This window comes from Actinomadura sp. NPDC048955 (genome assembly GCF_040649435.1).
GTDB lineage: Bacteria > Actinomycetota > Actinomycetes > Streptosporangiales > Streptosporangiaceae > Spirillospora > Spirillospora luteofluorescens.
On the sequence record NZ_JBEZJI010000188.1, the window covers coordinates 1 to 1,632 of the forward strand.

Annotated in this window: 2 protein-coding genes; one reads left to right on the forward strand and one right to left on the reverse strand. The window is 30.7% G+C overall.

Annotated elements, in window-relative coordinates:
- The coding region (locus AB0C84_RS46105; RefSeq protein WP_361079252.1) for a hypothetical protein at positions 1-1,029 on the forward strand (1,029 nt) is incomplete at its 5' end.
- Positions 1,030-1,108: 79 nt separating this feature from the next.
- Here the strand turns inward: AB0C84_RS46105 and AB0C84_RS46110 are convergent.
- A complete protein-coding gene (locus AB0C84_RS46110; RefSeq protein ID WP_361079254.1) occupies positions 1,109-1,477 on the reverse strand; it encodes a YolD-like family protein in 369 nt (122 codons plus the stop codon).
- Positions 1,478-1,632 lie beyond the last annotated feature (155 nt).

The window sequence follows — 1,632 nt, forward strand, 5'->3', positions numbered from 1 at the left end:
GTATGGGTTTCAATAATTGTCATAGCTATATTAATCATCATTATAGTTTTGATCATTTTAAAAAAAACGAATCATTTAAACTTTAATAATTATAATACTTATAAAGTTGATTCATTTGAAGATGAAAAACCAATTACTGGCAAGGGAGCAGTATTCCCTGAAGAGATAAAAACATATAGAAGTAATAAAAATATCGGAGAATATATTCGCCCACAAATTAAAGATGGTCAAGAAGTGAAAAAGGGTACGCCATTGATTTATTATAATACGAATAGTAGCAATAGACCTGACCTCGTTAATAATATTAATAATGTCAAAGACGATTTGAATCATGATTACCAAAATTTAGCAAAGCATAATAATATCACTAATCAGAGACAATTATCTGATGATCAACAAAAACTTTTTAAAGCTCAACAGCAATTAAATCAGCATGATGACCAATCTAGTAAAGATATTTATGCAACTTTTGATGGTAAAGTAAAACTTAGTTATTCAAATAGTAGTAAAAACGGTGCTGAAATTTTAAAGTTAGTTTCATCTGAACCAGTTATCAAGATGACAGTCTCACAGTATATAGTTGATAAGTTAAAAGATGGTGATGAAATTAACTTTAGATTAGATAGCAGTAATAAAAACATCAAAGGTAAAATACAATCAATTGATGATTTACCAACTAATATGGAAGATGAAAAACGTAGTAAAAATATTGAAAAAATAACTGAAAATAAAGATCAGCCAAAATATATAGTTACAATTTCAAAGTTAAATCAAAAAGTAAGGGCAGGTTATACTGGCCAAGTCAATATCCCATTGAAAATGATTGAAATCCCTAAAAACAGTATAGTTGATAAAACTTATGTATTTATTGTCAATAAAGATGGTAATGTTCGAAAACGGAAAGTAAAAGTAGTGAGAAATGGTAATAAAATTATCGCTGAGCATGGACTGAAATCTGGAGATCGAGTAATTGAAAAACCAAAAAGATCTCTACAAGATGGTGAACAAATTAATATTAGTAATAATTAAAACATACTAAGATTAGCTATGAAGAAATCTATGACGATAGATTGTTTCATAACTAATCTTAGTATATTTCTTATTCTTCTTATTCAATATCTTTTATATTTTTCATGAGTATTTCCATGGTCTTGTTCCCATCGTCGTTACTAATAATAATTTGATTGAGTGTATCTACCGTTTTAATGTAAACCTCATGTTGGTAATAATAACCTTGCTTCCAATATGTCACAACTACTTTTTCTTTATAATGTTTTTTCCAGTTTACTTTTTCATTTAGAACATTAAGTTGATCGTCTAAAAGCGTAGGGCGTTCTGTTTTATTTTGATCTTCCATATATTGTTCTATTTGTTGATATTGCTCAGGAATTGTCTTAAAATCTAGCCACTTAACAAACCCTCTGCCTTTAGAAATCTTACAATAATCCGTTTCATCCTTATATTGTTTAGGAATCATATACAAACACCTCAACCATATAATAGAACCTATATTCGTATATGTAAGCCCTCTCCTTCAGCACCTCGTGGGCGGACCCGGCCCGCAAGGGGTCGGTGCGCAACTTCAACGTCGCGGTCGTCCTCGCCGACTACGCGAACCAGCCGTTCGAGGTC

What these genes read in the sequence shown, in the direction of transcription:
- AB0C84_RS46110 (WP_361079254.1), bottom strand. Translation starts at nt 1,477, where the DNA reads ATGATTCCTAAACAATATAAGGATGAAACGGATTATTGTAAGATTTCT.